The following is an 18,945-nucleotide window of genomic DNA, read 5'->3' as shown; positions in this document are numbered from 1 at the left end:
TGCTGTATTAGTTACAACATACTTTTTAAGGGAAGAGTCATGACCAGTCAGTTCCGTCGTAGTGCGTCAGGCGCAGGCATTGCCGCGCTGTTCGTGTCTGCCTTCGCCGCTCAGGCAGCAGATATCCCGCAGGTAAAAGTTACCGTCAACGATAAACAGTGCGAGCCGATGACCATCACGGTTAACAGCGGTAAAACCCAGTTTATTATTCAGAACCACAGCCAGAAGGCGCTGGAGTGGGAGATCCTGAAAGGCGTGATGGTGGTGGAAGAGCGCGAAAATATCGCGCCGGGCTTCAGCCAGAAGATGACCGCCAATCTACAGCCGGGCGAATATGATATGACCTGCGGCCTGCTGACGAACCCGAAAGGTAAGCTGATCGTCAAAGGCGCAGCGACGGCAGACGCGGCCAAAGGCACGGCGCTGTTAAGCCTTGGCGACGCCATTACCGCCTATAAAGCCTACGTCACTAAAGAGACGGCGGACCTGGTGGCGGGCACCCAAGCCTTTACCGACGCGGTGAAAGCGGGCGATATCGAAAAAGCGAAATCGCTGTATGCACCTACCCGTCAGCACTACGAGCGCATCGAGCCGATTGCCGAGCTGTTCTCCGATCTCGACGGCAGCATTGATGCCCGCGAAGACGACTACGAGCAGAAGGCCGCCGATCCGAAATTCACCGGCTTCCACCGTCTGGAAAAAGCGCTGTTTGGCGATAATTCCACCAAAGGAATGGAGAAATATGCCGCTCAGCTGAACACCGACGTGCTGGAGCTGCAAAAGCGCATCAGCGAGCTGGCCTTCCCGCCGTCGAAAGTGGTGGGCGGCGCGGCGGGCCTGATTGAAGAAGTGGCCGCAAGCAAAATCAGCGGTGAGGAAGATCGCTACAGCCACACCGACCTGTGGGACTTCCAGGCGAACGTTGACGGCGCGCAGAAAATTGTCGATCTGCTGCGGCCTCAGCTGCAAAAAGAGAACGGCGAGCTGCTGGCGAAAGTGGATGCCAACTTCAAAAAGGTCGATACCATCCTGGCGAAGTACCGCACCAAAGACAGGTTCGAAACCTACGACAAGCTGACCGAAGCCGACCGTAACGCGCTGAAAGGCCCGATTACAACGCTGGCGGAAGATCTCTCTCTGCTGCGCGGCGTTCTGGGTCTGGACTAAGCACGATGAACAAGCATGACGAGTACGACGTCGCTGAACCTTCACGGCGTCGGTTGTTAAAAGGGGTAGGGGCGCTGGGCGGCGCGTTTGCCCTGGCGGGAGGTTGCCCGGTGGCGCAGGCGGCGAAACCGCAGAGCGCGCCCGGCACGCTGTCGCCGGATGCGCGCAGGGAGACGCAGCCGTTTTATGGCGAGCACCAGGCAGGGATTTTGACGCCGCAGCAGGCCTCGATGATGCTGGTGGCTTTCGATTCGCTGGCGAGCGATAAGGCCGACCTGGAGCGTCTGTTCAGGCTGCTGACCACGCGCATTGCCTTCCTCACCGCGGGCGGTCCGGCGCCGGAAACACCAAATCCGCGCCTGCCACCGATGGATTCCGGGATCCTTGGGGCGTTTATTGCTCCCGATAACCTGACCATCACCGTGTCGGTGGGGGAATCGCTGTTTGATGACCGCTACGGCCTGGCAAAGCAGAAGCCGAAAGCGCTGCAAAAAATGACGCGTTTTCCCAATGACTCTCTCGACGCGGCGCTGTGCCACGGCGATGTGCTGTTGCAGATTTGCGCCAATACGCAGGATACGGTGATCCACGCCCTGCGCGATATCATCAAACACACGCCGGATCTGCTCAGCGTGCGCTGGAAGCGGGAAGGATTTATCTCTGACCACGCCGCGCGCAGTAAAGGGAAAGAGACGCCGGTGAACCTGCTGGGCTTCAAAGACGGCACCGCCAACCCGGACAGCAGCAATGCCGCGCTGATGAAAAACGTGGTCTGGGTGACGGCGGATCAGGGCGAACCGGCCTGGGCCGTGGGCGGCAGCTACCAGGCGGTGCGCATTATCCAGTTCCACGTGGAGTTCTGGGACCGCACGCCGCTGAAAGAGCAGCAGACAATTTTCGGTCGCGATAAGCAAACCGGGGCGCCGCTCGGCATGAAGCATGAGCACGATGAACCCGACTACACGCGCGATCCAAACGGCGATGTCATCGCCCTGGACAGCCATATTCGTCTCGCCAATCCTCGCACCCGGGAGACGCAATCCAGCCTGATGATGCGAAGGGGTTACAGCTACTCGCTGGGTGTGACCCACTCCGGTCAGCTTGATATGGGGCTGCTGTTTGTCTGCTATCAGCATGACCTGGAAAAAGGATTTCTCACCGTGCAGAAGCGGCTGAACGGCGAAGCGCTGGAGGAGTACATTAAGCCCATCGGCGGCGGCTATTTCTTTGCTCTGCCCGGAGCGCGCGACGCGAACGCCTGGCTCGCTCAGGGTCTGATAGAAGCCTGATAATCGTCCCTGCGACAGTTCGCGGGGACATTATTTTTTTCCTGGACTATCTTATTGTTATATTTCTGTAATATTTCTATATGAGACTGATTTTCCATGTAGGGGCAGTCTGAAAAGTTGCATTCAGGTAAAATAAATGTTGCATTTATGATAATCCCTGATGTACTTAAGATAAGACAGCGGTAGTTCCCGGCAGTGATGTTACTCACTATGGAGATCGCGAATGGTTGCGTCCTGTACTGGACAAGGTAAACACAACAACCGCAGTACCCGGCGCGGAGGCTCAGACTCCGGCAGCGATTTCCTCACCACTAAATTCTCTCCTTCACCTCAAGAACCTGTTTCGACCGACGTGCATAGCGGTGCGCGTAGCCGTTCTGTATCGTCATCCGGTAATGCAAGCAATGGCTTACAAGGAAGCCAACCCTCTGATGTTCGTGCGCATAATCGTGCCGATGCTGGCGCGTGTGATGAATACCAACAACTCAAGGTGCTATCCATGGGAAGACAAAAAGCAGTGATCAAAGCTCGTCGTGAAGCAAAACGTGTGCTGAGACGGGATTCACGTAGCCATAAACAGCGTGAAGAAGAATCGGTCACCTCGCTTGTGCAGATGAGCGGCGTAGAATCCATTGGCATGGCGCGGGACAGCCGCGACGCATCGCCAATTGTGGCGCGCAATGAGGCTCAGGCGCACTACCTGAATGCTATCGAGAGTAAACAGCTCATCTTTGCAACCGGTGAAGCCGGATGCGGGAAAACCTGGATCAGTGCCGCCAAAGCGGCGGAGGCGCTGATTCATAAGGACGTGGAAAGGATCATCGTTACCCGTCCGGTACTGCAAGCTGATGAAGATCTGGGCTTCCTGCCCGGCGATATTTCGGAGAAGTTTGCCCCATACTTCAGGCCCGTCTATGACGTGCTGGTGAAGCGGCTGGGCGCTTCCTTTATGCAGTACTGCCTGCGACCAGAGATTGGCAAGGTGGAAATCGCGCCGTTCGCCTATATGCGCGGACGTACATTTGAAAATGCGGTCGTTATTCTCGACGAGGCTCAGAATGTGACCGCTGCGCAAATGAAGATGTTTTTAACGCGCCTCGGGGAGAACGTGACGGTGATCGTCAACGGCGATATTACCCAGTGTGACCTGCCGTCGGGCGTGAAGTCCGGCCTCAGCGATGCCATGTCACGTTTTGCGGAAGATGAAATGATTGGGGTGGTCCGCTTCACAAAAGAAGACTGCGTCCGCTCAGCGCTGTGTCAACGCACGCTGGAAGTCTATTCCGATTAAGATCATTCTTTTTAAGCCATTTCTTCCCGGCGTCATGCCGGGAAGCTTCGTTTATTCCCACTGAAACAGTGACGTTTGTTTGAATCATATTTATTTCCTATAGCATTCAACGGGATTTAGAAATCGTTTTGCGGTATTAATAATATTACCGCCCATTACTTATGCGCGTTTTTTATACAAAAAGAAAAAGTGTGATATGTATTTATAATACCCACAAAATATCTATGAATATAATGATCGCGCTAATTGTTCGTTAAAATCAAACGTGAATGTTGTCACAGAACATGACTAAGCAGCAAAAATTAAGTTGGTGTCTTCTGGGTAATTATCTATGTTTCGTACTTGTTCAAACAAAATTCTAACAAGAAACACGCCGGGGGAGCGTTTCCTCTGGAACATCACGCTGAGGGTCATACATGAACGAACTGGTTAGTGCAATTAACGGTGTTATCTGGAGCCCGGCGTTAATATTTTTATGTCTGGGTGTCGGCCTCTATTTCTCACTACGTAGTCGCTTTCTGCAATTACGCCATATTAAACATATGATTACCCTGATGTTTGAGGGACGCCCTACCGAGGCAGGCGTATCATCGTTTCAGGCGCTGACGATGACGCTGGCCGGTCGCGTGGGGACGGGGAATATCGCGGGGGTAGCGACCGCTATTACTTTTGGTGGGCCGGGTGCGCTTTTCTGGATGTGGGTAGTGGCTTTTTTAGGGGCCAGTTCTGCTTTTGTCGAATCCACCTTAGGTCAGGTTTATAAAGAAAAAATTAACGGCGAATATCGTGGCGGCCCTGCCTTTTATATTGAAAAAGGGTTAGGCGTGAAGTGGTACGCATGGTTATTTGCTATCGTAACCATTTTCTCCTGCGGATTATTACTGCCAGGCGTGCAGGCAAACTCTATTGGTGCGAGTCTGGATATTGCCTTTGGCCTGAGTCCGAACGTCACGGCGGCATTACTTGCCCTGTTGTTAAGTTTTATTATTTTTGGTGGCGTGAAAAGGATCGCCAGTTTTAGCAGTATGGTGGTTCCGTTTATGGCGCTGGGCTATATTATTGTCGCCTGCGTGATTATCGCTATCAATATCGATCAGCTTCCCGCGGTTATTCTGCTGATCTGGAAAAGCGCTTTCGGGCTTGAAGCTGGCTTTGGCGCTATTCTGGGCCAGGCTATCATGTGGGGCGTGAAGCGCGGCGTCTATTCTAACGAAGCGGCGCAGGGTACCGGGCCGCATGCTTCATCCGCGGCGGCCGTAAGCCATCCGGTGAAGCAGGGGCTGGTTCAGGCGTTCTCCGTTTATATCGACACGCTGTTTGTCTGCTCCGCGACCGGCTTTATGCTGTTGATTACCGGGCTGTATAACGTCCAGGGTGTCGACGGTGCTGCCCTCTATACCGGTATTGCTGGCGTGGCGGCCGGTCCTGGCTATGTGCAGACGGCGATGGAAAGTATGATGCCTGGCTTTGGTAATTACTTTGTTGCCATCGCGCTGTTCTTCTTCGCCTTCACCACAATCATTGCCTACTACTACATCGCTGAAACCAATATCGCCTACATCAACCGTAAAATTCACCGCCCGTGGCTGACGTTCCTGCTGAAATTATGTCTGATGGCTTCCACCGTCTATGGCACCGTCCGCACTGCGGATCTGGCATGGGGATTAGGCGATATTGGGGTAGGGCTGATGGCATGGCTCAACATTATCGCCATTGTTCTGTTGCATAAAAAAGCGTTTGCCAGCCTGAAAGACTATGAAACCCAGAACGCGCAGGGGTTGGATCCCCAGTTTGACCCGGTTCGGCTTGGGTTAAAAAATGCCGATTACTGGCTGGAGGAGCGCAGGGATGAAGAGGGTTTGAATAGCGGCCAGAGTCCTGCTCCCGAGGGAAAGCAACCGGCTGGAAAGCTGAATAGCTGAGGAATGGTTAAGACGGGCCCGTACTTTGTACGGGCTTTCTTTTATAGGTGAGCCGGCTCAGTCTGCCCCGGGGGGGTTGACTCGCTTCGCTCTCAGTCTGTCCAACTGGCTGCGCCAGTTGTCTAACCCGGTCGGGGGTTCTCATCCCCCCCTTGCAGAGAATAGAAAAGAAAAAAGCCCGTACTTTCGTACGGGCTCTTATCTTGAATATGGCGGTGAGGGGGGGATTCGAACCCCCGATACGTTGCCGTATACACACTTTCCAGGCGTGCTCCTTCAGCCACTCGGACACCTCACCATATTGTTTTGCTGCCTGACCGCTTGGGGGGCAACGGGGCGCTACTATAGGGAGTTGCGCGAAAGCGGTCAAGCAGATTTTCTGCATTCGTGCCTGTTCGGTTAAGCCTTAATCAGCTTATGGCGCACCGCGCAGGATTAACGCTGCGAATCGAGCACTTCGCTGTTTTTCACCACCTCCTGCGCTTTGCCGTAGCTTTCGATCAGCAGCTGATAGGCCGGGAAGATATGGGTGTAGACTTCCGCCCACGCCGCCGCATCTTCACGATTCCATGTCCGCTGAATTTCGGAGGCAACGGCTGCCGTGTCCATCGGCACCACGCCTGCCTGTACCACGCGTGCCAGGGTGATTTCCTGCGCCATTTTGCTGTACGTGCCGGAGGCATCAATCACCGCAAACACTTTATATCCGTCCGCCACCGCGCTGATAGACGGAAATGCCATGCAGACGCTGGTGATCGTACCGGCGATAATCAACGTTTTACGCCCGGTGGCTTTTACCGCCGCCACAAACTCCGGGTTATCCCAGGCGTTGATCTCACCTTTGCGTGCAACGTACTGGGCGTTCGGCGCGTTGGCGTGGATCTCCGGAATAAGCGGGCCGTTCGGCCCCTGTGGAACCGACGCCGTGGTGATCACCGGGATCTCCGCCAGCGTGGCGATTTTTGCCAGCGCCGCCGCACGGGCGCGCAGCTCAGGCATCGGCATATCGCCAACGGTCTGGAACAGCCCGCTCTGGTGATCGATAAGCAGCATAACGGCATCATTAACGTCAATAACGGGACGCGCACCGTTGAAGTTAGCAGGTGTAGACATAATGCTCTCCTTTATCAGGTTTAGATCTGGCCAAAGCGGCCGGAGTTAAAATCGCGAATAGCTTCGGCGATCTCAGTTTTACTGTTCATCACAAACGGGCCGTAGCCCACAATCGGTTCATTCAGCGGCTCACCGGCCATCAGCAGCACTTTGGCATCGCTGCTGGCTTCGAGATGCAGTTTGTCACCGCTCTGACTCAACACGACCAGCTGCGCCTCACCGGCGGGCGTAGTGCCGTTCACCGTCACGCTCCCCTCAAGTACAACCAGCGCCGTGCTCCAGCCTTCGGGCTGATTGAGCGTCAGGTGGCTGCCCTGGTGCAGCGCGAGATCCCACACGTTCAGCGGTGAGAAGGTATGCGCCGGGCCGGTGACTTCGTCAAAGCGGCCAGCAATCACGCGCAATGTTCCGCTGTTATCCGGCAGGGAGATCACCGGGATATCCGCTTTAGTGATGCTCTGGTAGCCTGGCGTCGCCATTTTGTCCCTGGCGGGCAGGTTGACCCACAGCTGCATCATTTTCAGTTCACCGCCTTTCTGCGAGAACGCGCTGGAGTGGAACTCTTCGTGCAAAATGCCGGCGCCTGCCGTCATCCACTGCACGTCGCCCGGGCCGATTACGCCGCCTCTGCCGGTGGAATCACGGTGCTCCACTTCGCCCGAGTAAACGATGGTCACCGTTTCAAAACCGCGATGAGGATGCTCGCCCACCCCGCGTTTCGCGCCGTCCGCCGGAAAGGTGTACGGACCGGCATAGTCCAGCAGCAGGAACGGGCTCAGCGGTTCGCCGTGCGTCTGGTAAGAAAACATTGAACGAACCGGGAAACCGTCACCGACCCAGTGCGGACGAGGGGCGGTATAGACGCCTGTTACGTTTTTCATGATTAACTCCTGATGTTCTGTTGATGTAATTAGCTTATATTCACGGTTAATATCCCGGTAGATAGCGAAAATGACATTCACTGTTCCTGAAATGGAACAATGGAGGCGTATGCAGGATCTCAATGATTTCGTATGGTTTGTGAAGGTGGTGGAGCATGGCGGCTTTGCGGCGGCAGGTCGGGCGCTCGATCAGCCTAAGTCAAAACTAAGCCGTCGGATCGCGCAGCTGGAAGAACGCCTGGGCGTTCGGCTGATACAGCGAACCACGCGGCAGTTTACGGTGACAGAGGTGGGGCAAACGTTCTACCAGCACTGTAAAGCCATGCTGGTTGAGGCCGAAGCGGCGGAGGAGGCGGTAGCGGCTTTACAGGCTGAACCGCGCGGTATGGTCAGGATCACCTGCCCCGTGACCCTGCTGCACGTTCACGTGGGGCCGATGCTGGCGAGGTTTATGGCGCGCTATCCGGGGATCAACCTCCAGCTCGAAGCGACCAACCGCCGGGTGGATCTCGTGGCGGAGGGGGTGGACGTGGCGATCCGCGTTCGTCCGCGCCCGTTTGATGACAGCGATCTGGTATTAAGGGTACTGGCGGACAGGGGACACTGTCTGGTTGCCGGGCCGGCACTGCTGGAACGGATGGGCAACCCGACGGCGCCTTCTGAACTCAGCGCATGGCCGGGTTTAAGCATGGGCGCGGGTAAGCATCTGCATAAGTGGGAGTTAAGCGGGCCGGAAGGCGCGAAAGCAGAAGTTCACTTCACGCCGCGCCTGGTGACCACCGATATGCTGGCGCTGCGGGAAGCGGCGATGGCGGGGGTAGGCCTGGTGCAGCTGCCCATTTTGATGGTGAAGGATCAGCTGGCGTCAGGTGAACTTATACGAGTGCTAAATGCGTGGGAACCCAAACGGGAGGTGATCCATGCGGTGTATCCTTCCAGACGAGGTTTGCTGCCGTCGGTCAGGACGCTGGTGGATTTTCTCACCGAAGAGTACGCACGGATGGTGGAGGAGTAAAGTCCCTGTAGGGCGGGTAAGCGAAGCGCCACCCGACACATTCACCGCAGAGGAAGCAAAGTTCGAATCCCCTTGCGGAGAATATAAAAGAAAAAAGCCCGTACTTTCGTACGAGCTCTCATCTTAAATATGGCGGTGAGGGGGGGATTCGAACCCCCGATACGTTGCCGTATACACACTTTCCAGGCGTGCTCCTTCAGCCACTCGGACACCTCACCATATTGTCATCCCGTTATTGCCGGGACGGGCGCTAATGTAAGGAAAAGCCGTACTGCCGTCAACCCACTTTTTCAGTAATTTAGCGCGTTTATACAAACTTCAGGCAACCTGATTCCGAAATGTGCGAAAAGCGCCTCTTTTATCAGCAACGCGGTTCGCCGATAAATTTGTTATGCTGGCAATCCAGTTGAAAATGAAAATAAAACAGCGCAATAAAAGGCAGGAATGACTATGGATATTATCTTCTATCACCCCACTTTTGATACGGCTTACTGGATCAACGCGCTCACGGCGGCACTGCCTGGCGCACGCGTTCGCGAATGGAAGCGGGGCGATAATGAACATGCCGACTACGCGCTGGTCTGGCATCCCCCGGTCGAAATGCTACAGGGCCGCCGTTTGAAGGCGGTGTTTGCCCTCGGTGCGGGGGTAGACTCCATCCTGAGCAAGCTGAAGGCTCACCCTGAAATGCTGCCGGAAACTATTCCCCTGTTCCGACTGGAGGATACCGGTATGGGACAGCAGATGCAGGAATATGCCGTGAGTCAGGTGCTGCACTGGTTCCGCCGCTTCGACGATTATCAGGCCTTTAAGCAGCAGTCCCACTGGGAACCGCTCCCGGATTATCAGCGTGAAGATTTCACCATCGGCATCCTCGGTGCAGGCGTCCTGGGCTCGAAAGTCGCAGAAGCGCTCGCCCCGTGGGGCTTCCCGCTGCGCTGCTGGAGCCGCAGCCGTAAGGATTATCCGGGCGTCGAGAGCTTTGCGGGAATGGATGAACTTCCGGCGTTCCTGAAAGAGACACGGGTACTCATTAACCTGCTGCCGAATACCGCGGAAACGGTGGGCATAATCAATGGCGCGCTCCTCAACCAGCTGGCAGACGATAGCTACTTAATGAACCTGGCGCGCGGGGTGCACGTGGTGGAAGACGATCTGCTGAAAGCGCTGGACAGCGGTAAGCTGAAAGGCGCAATGCTCGATGTCTATAGCCGCGAACCGCTGCCGACAGAAAGCCCGCTCTGGGCTCACCCTCGCGTGGCGATGACGCCCCATATTGCGGCCGTGACGCGACCGGCGGAGGCCGTGGCGTACATCTCGCATACCATCAGCGAAATAGAGAAGGGCAACGCGGTGACCGGACAGGTCGACAGACAGCGAGGCTACTGAGATAAACCCGGCGTTCGCCGGGTTTTTGCTAATATTCGCCGCTGATAACTGCTATCCTTTGGAAAAACCGCAGAGGAGAGAAAGATGTATCCCGTTGACCTGCATATGCACACCGTCGCCAGTACTCACGCTTACAGTAACCTCCATGATTATATCGCTCAGGCGAAGCTGAAAGGCATCAAACTGTTTGCGATCACCGATCACGGCCCGGATATGGCGGATGCGCCGCACTACTGGCATTTTGTGAATATGCGTATCTGGCCACGTCTGGTGGACGGTATCGGGATACTGCGCGGCATCGAAGCGAACATCAAAAATACCGACGGTGAAATTGACTGCACCGGCCCGATGCTGACCTCGTTAGATCTGATCCTCGCCGGTTTCCATGAGCCGGTTTTTGCGCCGCAGGATAAAGAGACCAACACCGCAGCGATGATTGCCACCATCGCCAGCGGCAACGTGCACATTATCAGCCACCCGGGCAACCCTAAATACCCGATTGATATTCAGGCCGTGGCGCAGGCGGCGGCGAAGCACCGCGTGGCGCTGGAGATCAACAACTCTTCGTTCGTTCACTCGCGTAAGGGCAGTGAAGCCAACTGTCGGGACGTGGCGGCTGCCGTGCGTGACGCAGGCGGAATGGTGGCGCTGGGCTCTGATTCTCACACGGCCTTTACGCTGGGTGATTTCAGCGAATGCCTGAAAATATTGCAGGACGTGGATTTCCCGGAAGAACGCATCCTGAACGTCACGCCGCGTCGTATGCTCGACTTCCTTGAGTCGCGCGGCATGGCGCCGATTGATGAATTTGCCGATCTTTAATGACTAATGGAATAAAAACATGAATGAGTTTTCCATCCTTTGCCGCGTGCTGGGCACCTTATATTACCGCCAGCCGCAGGATCCGCTTCTGGTTCCACTGTTTACCCTGATCCGTGAAGGTAAGCTGGCGCAGAACTGGCCGCTGGAACAGGATGAGCTGCTGGAACGCTTGCAAAAAAGCTGCGATATGCAGCAGATTTCCACCGATTACAACGCGCTGTTCGTGGGAGAAGAGTGTCGCGTGTCGCCGTATCGTTCTGCCTGGCAGGAAGGGGCAACCGAAGCGGAAGTGCGGGCATTTCTCTCAGAACGCGGTATGCCGCTGACGGATATGCCAGCCGATCATATCGGTACGCTGCTGCTGGCGGCCTCATGGATTGAAGATAATGCTGGTGACGATGAGAACGAGGCGATTGAAACCCTGTTCGAAACGTATCTCCTGCCGTGGGTTGGAACCTTCCTGGGCAAAGTGGAAGCGCACGCAACGTCACCATTCTGGAGAACGCTGGCTCCGCTGACGCGTGACGCTATCGCTGCCATGTGGGATGAGCTGGAAGAAGAGAACGAAGAGTGATTTAGATCACAAAAATTCTGCAACGATACATTTCAACTTGCACGTAATGTGCTTCCGATCTCATTTCCCGGGTGCGCATCTGCTAAGATGCGCACCATGAATATATTACTTTGTATTGCACTCACGACTGGCATCCTTTCCGGCCTCTGGGGTTGGGTGGCGGTGTCGCTCGGTTTGTTGAGCTGGGCCGGTTTCCTTGGCTGCACGGCCTACTTCGCCTGCCCGCAGGGTGGTCTCAAAGGGCTGTTTATTTCAGGCTGCACGTTGCTAAGTGGCGTGGTCTGGGCGCTGGTCATTATGAAAGGCAGCGCGCTGGCACCGCATATGGAAATCCTGGGTTACGTCATGACCGGTATTGTGGCCTTCCTGATGTGCGTTCAGGCAAAACATCTGCTGCTATCCTTTGTGCCTGGCACGTTCATGGGCGCCTGCGCGACCTTTGCAGGGCAGGGGGACTGGAAGCTGGTGGTTCCTTCACTCATGCTGGGTTTACTGTTTGGCTATGCCATGAAGAACAGCGGCCTCTGGCTGGCAGCCCGACGCGAGAAGAGCCAGAACGTTTCGGCGGTAAGTGAATAAAAAAGGCGAGACGGAAATCTCGCCTTTTTGTTGCACTGTCGATCAACGTAAAACAGTTCGGCGGCGGCGCGGCAGAAAAATACCCTTCTTATACCCGTTAATCAGCCGATTGATTTAACGCGGATCGGTTTAAATATTTACTCAGGGGATGCGGTAAAAATGATTGTCACCGTTTCTGATGAAAATTCGCTCCATTTATCGCAGCAGTGGAATGCACCGGCCAGTACGCTTTAATCATTCATGAAATCAATCATTTATTAAAGTGGCGGCGCTGCGCAGGTAAGCTATGCTGATATCAAGAACCCGGTAATCGGGTTGCTTGAATTGATACTTCACAGGTCATAACGGAGCGTTTTTACCCCTCATGGACGAATTTCATTGAGGAGTACAAATAATGTTCAAATCCGCAGCGTGTATTATTTCTGGTCTGGGACTGATCCTGTCCTCTTTTCTTTCTCCGGCTTATTCCGCAACCATTGAAAATGGTGGGGTTATTCATTTTCGTGGCGCGGTGGTGGCCGATCCGTGCGAAGTCGCTCCTCAGCATCAGCAGTTTGCGATTTCCTGCCCGGAAAATAACCGTATGAAAACGCATACCATCAGTTATGACGAGGCGCTCCGGGGACATCATCCTCATTCAAACCTGGCCGCTGTCACCATGAAATACCTGAATGAAGAGAAAACGCTCGCGGTTGTTCAGGTGGACTACCGCTAGCAGCCGTTTCTTTCACGACGGTTTTTCTCACTCTCCCTCTGCGATACACTTAAGAAAAGGGCGGGTTGCAGAGGGTGTTTATGAGACCGCAAATCGACGTTATTCATGGCGATATCACGACGGTGCACGTTGACGTGATCGTCAACGCAGCCAATTCCTCCTTGCTGGGCGGAGGGGGAGTGGACGGCGCCATTCACCGGGCCGCAGGCCCACAGCTTCTGGAAGCATGCAAAACCGTGCGCCAGCAGCAGGGAGAGTGCCCCCCGGGGCATGCCGTCATTACGCTGGCGGGGGATCTCCCGGCCAAAGCGGTGATCCATACCGTTGGCCCCGTCTGGCACGGCGGCGAACATCATGAAGCTGAGATTCTGGAGCAGGCGTATCGTAACTGCCTGCGGCTTGCGGCCGATAACGGCTATAAGACCCTGGCGTTTCCCGCCATCAGCACGGGGGTTTACGGTTATCCAAAGGAAGCGGCAGCAACGATCGCCGTGAATACCGTTTATCACTACCTTTCCCTTAAGCCCATGCCGGAAAAGGTTATTTTTGTCTGTTTCGACGAGCACACCGCCGACCTCTATCAGCGGATTTTGACCGAGCGCAGCCAGCTATTTTGATGTTTGAGATGCAAAAACGGCGCCCTGATGGCGCCGTTTTGTTATCCCGCTTTAACCTGAGGTTTGCCTGAAAACAGGAAACGCAAAAGCGGGATCCGCAGGTGGATTTCATACAGCACGATGGCAATGCCAACCACAAAGACCAGACCGGCGAAGAAGCCCAGCGCATTCGAGGCAATATGCGGCGTAATGTATGCCCCGAAAAACAGCGTCAGCGGATGGTGAACCAGGTAGATAAACAGCGAAGCATTAACGAAATAGGTTACGCGGCTGGATTTAAAATTCAGCAGCCGATGGCCCAGCGCGAACACCACGTTCACCATCCACAGGCCCATCAGCATCGTTATTACGCTCTCGGTTTCATACATCCACGCGTCCCCGCTGCCGTAGCGCTGATTGAGAAGATAGGCTGCAAAGGCCAGCGCAGCACCCACTGCACACCAGGGGGAGGGGGTGGTAAACAGCGCTTTAAGCCGCGGATGAATAAACGCCAGCGCGCCAATCAGGAAGAAGGGAATGTAGAACAGCGTCTGCATCACCACGAAATTAAACAGCCCATCGCTCAGAACAGGGGGATAGACAATGAACAGGGTACGCCTGACGGCGGCATACGCAATCCCCAGCGCAAGAAACAGCAGCGACAGCTTGCCCAGAGTGATGTTGGCGAAAAAGGCAGAGGATGTTGAGCTCGCGCGCTGGCGCAGCCGGCTGAAGATCAGCACGCTCACCGTGGTTAACACCACCAGTACCAGCAGGAACCAGAGGTGGGAAATCAGCTCCCAGACCAGGGTGTTGTATTTCTCATAAAGGGAGAGATTCGACCAGGTTTCCGTCTTGCCTTTAACATACTGCAACATAATGAACTGCGGCAGCGTCAGCAGCGGGATGGCCGTCAACATCGGTATGCCCACGCGCTCCACGCGCACTTTCCACCAACGCTTCAGGGGATAGCGCAAAAAGAGCATGTAGGAGAAATATCCAGAAATGACAAAAAACACCTGCATGCGGAAGGCATGAATAAAATCATTAAACAGCGTAAGCCACCAGGAAGGCATCTGACTGTTCACGTGCCAGGTGTGGCTGGAATAAATCAGTGAAATATGAAAAGGGATCCCCAATAGCATGAGCCATGCGCGGATCGAGTCGAGGAAATATTCACGTTGTACAGGGGTTGTGCTCATATAACTTTGCGCATTCTCAGACTTTTCGCCTTATCCCTAAGGCTCATAATGGTTACATTCGGAGCCAACCCTACACCAAGACCGACACCCTGTCTCCAGGATAAGCACGCAAAGTGAAAAGCGGGTTCTTTCATTTGCTTAATCCATGAGCCAGCGAGCTGAACAAAGCAGTGATAATGTTGTCGGATTGCCTGAGTTTCCATTAAAATGGATCGGATCGATATAAGCACACAAAGGGGGAAGTGCTTACTTATTATGAAACATAAACCACAAATGATGAAAATGCGTTGGTTGGGTGTTGCAGTGCTGTTGTCACTGTATACCTCATCTGCACTGGCCTTTAACATCGATGATGTCGCAAAACAGGCAAAATCGATGGCGGGCAAGAGCTATGAAGCGCCAAAAAGTAACCTGCCCTCCGTTTTCCGCGACATGAAATACGCGGACTATCAGCAGATCCAGTTCAATCACGATAAAGCGTACTGGAACAATATTAAAACCCCGTTCAAGCTTGAATTTTACCACCAGGGTATGTACTTCGACACGCCGGTTGCCATCAATGAAGTGACGGCGACCGCGGTACGCAAAATCAAGTACAGCCCGGATTATTTCAATTTTGGCGATGTGCAACACGATAAAGACACGGTGAAAGACCTCGGCTTCGCAGGCTTCAAGGTGCTTTATCCGATTAACAGCAAAGATAAAAACGACGAAATCGTCAGCATGCTTGGCGCCAGCTACTTCCGCGTGATTGGCGCGGGGCAGGTGTACGGGCTTTCTGCGCGCGGTCTGGCGATTGATACCGCGCTGCCATCAGGTGAAGAATTCCCTCGTTTTCGCGAGTTCTGGATCGAACGTCCAAAACCAACCGACAAACGTCTGACAATTTATGCGCTGCTGGACTCCCCTCGTGCGACCGGCGCTTATCGCTTCGTGATCATGCCTGGGCGTGACACGGTGGTTGACGTGCAGTCTAAAGTTTACCTGCGCGATAAAGTGGGCAAGCTGGGCGTTGCGCCGCTGACCAGTATGTTCCTGTTTGGGCCGAATCAGCCGTCTCCGGCAACCAACTTCCGTCCTCAACTGCATGATTCTAATGGCCTCTCCATCCATGCCGGTAACGGCGAGTGGATCTGGCGTCCGCTGAACAACCCGAAACACCTCGCGGTCAGCAGCTTTGCGATGGAAAACCCGCAGGGCTTTGGTCTGCTGCAACGTGGCCGTCAGTTCTCCCGCTTCGAAGATCTGGATGACCGCTACGATCTGCGCCCAAGCGCCTGGGTTACGCCGAAAGGCGACTGGGGTAAAGGCAAGGTTGAGCTGGTTGAAATTCCAACCAACGATGAAACCAACGACAACATCGTGGCGTACTGGACACCGGATCAGCTGCCGGAAGCCGGTAAAGAGATGAACTTCAAGTATGCGATCACCTTCAGCCGTGACGAAGACAAACTGCACGCGCCGGATAACGCGTACGTGATGCAGACGCGTCGTTCGACGGGTGACGTGAAGCAGTCCAACCTGATTCGTCAGCCGGATGGCACGCTGGCGTTTATCGTGGACTTCACCGGGCAGGATATGAAAAAACTGGCGCCGGATACTGCCGTGACGTCACAGGCGAGCATTGGCGATAACGGTGAAATCGTTGAGAACGCCGTGCGCTACAATCCGGTGACCAAAGGGTGGCGTTTGACCCTGCGCGTGAAGGTGAAAGATCCGAAACAGACCACTGAAATGCGCGCCGCGCTGGTCAGTAACGATAAGCCGCTGAGTGAAACCTGGAGCTATCAGCTACCTGCCAATGAATAATACATCTGAATATATTGATGCTATGCCGCTGACGGACATTGAAAAAGCGGCACTCCCTGCGAGCGACATCCGCGCGGTTCACACCGCGCTGGATGGTGAACACCGTCACTTTTCCCGTGATGATGATACGCCGCTGGGGTCAGTGAAGGCACGTCTGGAGCAGGCATGGCCGGACTCGCTGGCTGAAGGGCAGTTGATCAAGGATGACGAAGGGCGTGACCAGCTACAGGCAATGCCGAAGGCCACGCGTTCCTCTATGTTCCCCGATCCGTGGCGCACCAACCCGGTGGGCCGCTTCTGGGATCGCCTGCGTGGGCGTGACGTAACGCCGCGCTATCTGTCACGTCTGACCAAAGAACAGCAGGCGTCCGAGCAGAAATGGCGTACCGTGGGAACGATTCGTCGTTACATTCTGCTGCTGCTGACGCTGGCGCAAACGGTCGTCGCCACCTGGTATATGAAAACCATTCTGCCGTATCAGGGCTGGGCGCTGATTAACCCTGCTGACATGATTGGCCAGGATATCTGGGTCTCCTTCATGCAGCTGCTGCCGTACATTTTACAGAGCGGCATCCTTCTGCTGTTCGCCGTGCTGTTCTGCTGGGTCTCCGCCGGGTTCTGGACCGCGCTGATGGGCTTCCTGCAACTGCTGATGGGACGTGACAAATACAGCATTTCCGCGTCAACGGTCGGGGATGAACCCCTGAATCCCGAGCACCGTACCGCGCTGATCATGCCTATCTGTAACGAAGACGTTGACCGCGTATTCGCAGGGCTGCGTGCAACCTGGGAGTCCGTGAAGGCGACCGGTAACGCGGCGCATTTCGACGTCTACATCCTGAGCGACAGCTACAACCCGGATATCTGTGTGGCAGAGCAAAAAGCCTGGATGGAGCTGATTGCCGAAGTGCAGGGCGAAGGGCAGATCTTCTACCGTCGTCGTCGCCGCCGCGTGAAGCGTAAAAGCGGGAACATCGATGACTTCTGTCGTCGTTGGGGTAACCAGTACAGCTATATGGTGGTACTGGATGCAGACTCCGTCATGAGCGGCGATTGCCTGAGCGGTCTGGTGCGTCTGATGGAAGCTAACCCAAACGCGGGTATCATTCAGTCCTCGCCAAAAGCCTCCGGTATGGACACGCTGTATGCGCGCTGCCAGCAGTTTGCGACCCGCGTCTACGGGCCGCTGTTTACCGCCGGCCTGCACTTCTGGCAGCTGGGCGAGTCTCACTACTGGGGCCACAACGCCATTATCCGCGTGAAGCCGTTCATCGAGCATTGTGCGCTGGCGCCGCTGCCGGGTGAAGGGTCATTTGCCGGGTCCATTCTGTCGCATGACTTTGTGGAAGCCGCGCTGATGCGCCGTGCAGGGTGGGGCGTCTGGATTGCCTACGATCTGCCGGGCTCGTATGAAGAGCTGCCGCCGAACCTGCTGGATGAGCTCAAGCGTGACCGCCGCTGGTGTCACGGTAACCTGATGAACTTCCGCCTGTTCCTGGTGAAGGGGATGCACCCTGTTCACCGGGCGGTGTTCCTGACGGGCGTGATGTCCTATCTCTCTGCACCGCTGTGGTTTATGTTCCTCGCGCTCTCGACCGCGTTGCAGGTCGTGCATGCCCTGACGGAGCCGCAGTACTTCCTGCAACCGCGCCAGCTGTTCCCGGTGTGGCCGCAGTGGCGTCCGGAGCTGGCGATTGCGCTGTTCGCGTCGACCATGGTGCTGCTGTTCCTGCCGAAGCTGCTCAGTATCGTTCTGATCTGGTGTAAAGGTTCAAAGGAGTACGGTGGTTTCTGCCGCGTAACCCTTTCACTGCTGCTGGAAGTGCTGTTCTCGGTCCTGCTGGCACCGGTGCGTATGCTGTTCCACACGGTATTCGTGGTGAGCGCGTTCCTGGGTTGGGAAGTGGTGTGGAATTCACCGCAGCGTGACGATGACTCCACGCCGTGGAGTGAAGCCTTTATGCGCCACGGCTCTCAGCTGCTGCTGGGGCTGGTGTGGGCCGTAGGGATGGCATGGCTGGATCTGCGTTTCCTGTTCTGGCTTGCGCCAATCGTCTTCTCGCTGATCCTGTCGCCGTTTGTGTCGGTGATCTCCAGCCGTTCCACGGTGGGCCTGCGTACCAAACGCTGGAAGCTGTTCCTGATCCCGGAAGAGTATTCTCCGCCGCAGGTGCTGGTGGATACCGATACCTACCTGGAGCAGAACCGCAAACGCACGCTGGATGATGGCTTTATGCACGCCGTGTTCAACCCGTCATTCAACGCCCTGGCAACCGCAATGGCGACCGCGCGTCACCGCGCCAGCCAGGTGCTGGAGATCGCCCGCGATCGCCACGTTGAGCAGGCGCTGAACGAGACGCCAGAAAAGCTTAACCGCGATCGTCGTCTGGTGCTGCTGAGCGATCCGGTGACGATGGCAAGGCTTCACTACCGCGTGTGGTCCGCGCCGGAGAGATACTCTTCGTGGGTGAACTACTATAAGGACGTGAAGCTGAACCCGCTGGCGCTGAAAGCGAAATAAGCTGTTAAGTAGGGCGGGTAAGCGAAGCGCCACCCGCCAAATAAAATACCGGCTTAATCG

The 18,945-nt window shown here is 55.3% G+C and carries 16 protein-coding genes, 2 tRNA genes and 1 pseudogene; 14 read left to right on the top strand and 5 right to left on the bottom strand.

From position 1 onward, the window contains the following. Positions 1–39 precede the first annotated feature (39 nt). The 4 genes from efeO (at position 40) to IM267_RS05270 (ending at position 5,669) form a co-directional block, all read left to right on the top strand. The gene (gene efeO / locus IM267_RS05285; protein WP_193032950.1) at positions 40–1,167 is read left to right on the top strand and encodes an iron uptake system protein EfeO; all 1,128 of its coding nucleotides are present in this window, start codon (positions 40–42) and stop codon (positions 1,165–1,167) included. Between the two features lie 5 nt (positions 1,168–1,172). Next, positions 1,173–2,456, top strand: coding sequence for an iron uptake transporter deferrochelatase/peroxidase subunit (gene efeB, locus IM267_RS05280; protein ID WP_193032949.1), 1,284 nt, complete (start codon positions 1,173–1,175; stop codon positions 2,454–2,456). A gap of 499 nt (positions 2,457–2,955) precedes the next feature. Then, a complete protein-coding gene (phoH, locus tag IM267_RS05275) occupies positions 2,956–3,747 on the top strand; it encodes a phosphate starvation-inducible protein PhoH (RefSeq protein WP_172807014.1) in 792 nt (263 codons plus the stop codon). A 416-nt stretch (positions 3,748–4,163) separates the two neighbouring features. Beyond that, positions 4,164–5,669 carry a sodium:alanine symporter family protein gene (locus IM267_RS05270; RefSeq protein WP_193032948.1) on the top strand — a complete coding sequence of 502 codons (1,506 nt, stop codon included), beginning with the start codon at positions 4,164–4,166 and terminating at the stop codon, positions 5,667–5,669. A gap of 210 nt (positions 5,670–5,879) precedes the next feature. Here the strand turns inward: IM267_RS05270 and IM267_RS05265 are convergent. From IM267_RS05265 to IM267_RS05255, 3 genes are all read right to left on the bottom strand, one after another. Beyond that, a tRNA-Ser gene (locus tag IM267_RS05265) sits at positions 5,880–5,967 on the bottom strand. A 137-nt stretch (positions 5,968–6,104) separates the two neighbouring features. Then, positions 6,105–6,782 (bottom strand): isochorismatase family protein, encoded by a 678-nt coding sequence (locus IM267_RS05260; RefSeq protein ID WP_193032947.1) that lies wholly within the window; start codon positions 6,780–6,782, stop codon positions 6,105–6,107. A 20-nt stretch (positions 6,783–6,802) separates the two neighbouring features. Then, positions 6,803–7,663 (bottom strand): pirin family protein, encoded by an 861-nt coding sequence (locus tag IM267_RS05255; RefSeq protein ID WP_193032946.1) that lies wholly within the window; start codon positions 7,661–7,663, stop codon positions 6,803–6,805. Between the two features lie 109 nt (positions 7,664–7,772). Here IM267_RS05255 and IM267_RS05250 point away from each other — a divergent pair, with 109 nt between their 5' ends. Further along, positions 7,773–8,678 (top strand): LysR family transcriptional regulator, encoded by a 906-nt coding sequence (locus IM267_RS05250; protein ID WP_131637200.1) that lies wholly within the window; start codon positions 7,773–7,775, stop codon positions 8,676–8,678. Between the two features lie 130 nt (positions 8,679–8,808). Here IM267_RS05250 and IM267_RS05245 read toward each other — a convergent pair. Continuing rightward, positions 8,809–8,896: transfer RNA gene (locus tag IM267_RS05245), tRNA-Ser, on the bottom strand. A 232-nt stretch (positions 8,897–9,128) separates the two neighbouring features. On the opposite strand from IM267_RS05245, the gene ghrA reads away from it, so the two are divergent. From ghrA to ymdB, 7 genes and pseudogenes are all read left to right on the top strand, one after another. Next, a complete protein-coding gene (gene ghrA / locus IM267_RS05240; protein WP_193032945.1) occupies positions 9,129–10,067 on the top strand; it encodes a glyoxylate/hydroxypyruvate reductase GhrA in 939 nt (312 codons plus the stop codon). A gap of 84 nt (positions 10,068–10,151) precedes the next feature. Next, on the top strand, positions 10,152–10,889 hold the full coding sequence (locus IM267_RS05235) for a phosphatase (RefSeq protein ID WP_063866337.1): 738 nt from the start codon (positions 10,152–10,154) through the stop codon (positions 10,887–10,889). Between the two features lie 19 nt (positions 10,890–10,908). After that, positions 10,909–11,463: a molecular chaperone gene (locus tag IM267_RS05230; RefSeq protein ID WP_063449098.1), complete on the top strand. Its 555-nt coding sequence runs from the start codon at positions 10,909–10,911 to the stop codon at positions 11,461–11,463. A 96-nt stretch (positions 11,464–11,559) separates the two neighbouring features. Beyond that, positions 11,560–12,042, top strand: a complete 483-nt coding sequence (locus tag IM267_RS05225) for a DUF1097 domain-containing protein (protein WP_193032944.1) — start codon at positions 11,560–11,562, stop codon at positions 12,040–12,042. Between the two features lie 69 nt (positions 12,043–12,111). Further along, positions 12,112–12,276: pseudogene (locus tag IM267_RS05220) on the top strand (curli assembly protein CsgC); the annotation flags it as partial. Positions 12,277–12,436: 160 nt separating this feature from the next. Then, on the top strand, positions 12,437–12,757 hold the full coding sequence (locus tag IM267_RS05215) for a type 1 fimbrial protein (RefSeq protein WP_107535097.1): 321 nt from the start codon (positions 12,437–12,439) through the stop codon (positions 12,755–12,757). A gap of 80 nt (positions 12,758–12,837) precedes the next feature. Continuing rightward, positions 12,838–13,374 carry an O-acetyl-ADP-ribose deacetylase gene (ymdB, locus tag IM267_RS05210; RefSeq protein WP_193032943.1) on the top strand — a complete coding sequence of 179 codons (537 nt, stop codon included), beginning with the start codon at positions 12,838–12,840 and terminating at the stop codon, positions 13,372–13,374. A gap of 41 nt (positions 13,375–13,415) precedes the next feature. Here ymdB and mdoC read toward each other — a convergent pair whose 3' ends face one another. After that, entirely contained in the window at positions 13,416–14,555 is a 1,140-nt protein-coding gene (mdoC, locus tag IM267_RS05205; protein ID WP_193032942.1) for a glucans biosynthesis protein MdoC, read from the bottom strand. 255 nt (positions 14,556–14,810) lie between these two features. On the opposite strand from mdoC, the gene mdoG reads away from it, so the two are divergent. Together mdoG and mdoH are read left to right on the top strand one after the other, a co-directional pair. Beyond that, entirely contained in the window at positions 14,811–16,364 is a 1,554-nt protein-coding gene (gene mdoG / locus IM267_RS05200) for a glucans biosynthesis protein MdoG (RefSeq protein ID WP_063866342.1), read from the top strand. Continuing rightward, positions 16,357–18,885 carry a glucans biosynthesis glucosyltransferase MdoH gene (gene mdoH / locus IM267_RS05195; protein WP_063449092.1) on the top strand — a complete coding sequence of 843 codons (2,529 nt, stop codon included), beginning with the start codon at positions 16,357–16,359 and terminating at the stop codon, positions 18,883–18,885. The genes mdoG and mdoH overlap by 8 nt, the downstream gene beginning before the upstream one ends. Positions 18,886–18,945: the final 60 nt, after the last annotated feature.

Source organism: Enterobacter cloacae complex sp. P15RS (genome assembly GCF_014895905.1).
GTDB classification, from domain to species: Bacteria; Pseudomonadota; Gammaproteobacteria; order Enterobacterales; family Enterobacteriaceae; genus Enterobacter; species Enterobacter quasihormaechei.
The sequence above is the reverse complement of the archived record's forward strand: the minus strand, read 5'-3'. Positions and strand labels throughout refer to the sequence as shown.